The organism is Mesorhizobium sp. M7A.F.Ca.ET.027.03.2.1 (genome assembly GCF_003999175.1).
In the GTDB taxonomy this organism is placed as follows: Bacteria; Pseudomonadota; Alphaproteobacteria; order Rhizobiales; family Rhizobiaceae; genus Mesorhizobium.
Genome location: NZ_RZOM01001894.1, coordinates 1 through 461 on the forward strand (window position 1 = coordinate 1; position 461 = coordinate 461).

General features: G+C 57.9%; 1 protein-coding gene and 1 pseudogene. Both read left to right on the plus strand.

What is annotated here, in order from left to right; translation table 11 throughout:
• On the plus strand, positions 1–203 hold a 203-nt coding region (locus EN750_RS40215), incomplete at its 5' end, for a hypothetical protein (RefSeq protein ID WP_210212820.1).
• Positions 200–461, plus strand: a pseudogene (locus EN750_RS38645) (aminopeptidase P family N-terminal domain-containing protein); the annotation flags it as partial. The gene EN750_RS40215 and the pseudogene EN750_RS38645, both read left to right, overlap by 4 nt.

Below are 461 nucleotides of genomic sequence, written 5' to 3' on the forward strand. Positions count from 1 at the left end.
GTTTGGAGGACGTGGCTCAATTTGATCCTGTGGTAGGACCAGATTGGTTGAATATGCGACGAATGACAGCGCGGAGTCATAGAGAGGCGACATTTCATCTGTTCTGGCTAGACCAGAACGGGCAAAATGGTGCAGATTTGACCGCTGCCAAGGGATCGGGAGCGGAACAGCGGCGATCCGGCTATTCAGGGAGAGAGAGATGAACATTGCTCCGGGCAAGAATGCGGTCGGCAATATCCCGTTCGACCAGGCAAGGGTCGACCGGCTGATGGAGGAGGCCGGCATCGATGTGCTGCTCGCCACCTCCAAGCACAACACGCAATATCTGCTGGGCGGCTACAAGTTCATCTTCTTCGCCGCCATGGATGCGATCGGCCATAGCCGGTATCTGCCGATCGTGGTGTACGAAAAGGGCGGGCCGGACCATGCCGCCTATATCGGCAACCGCATGGAGGGCGGCG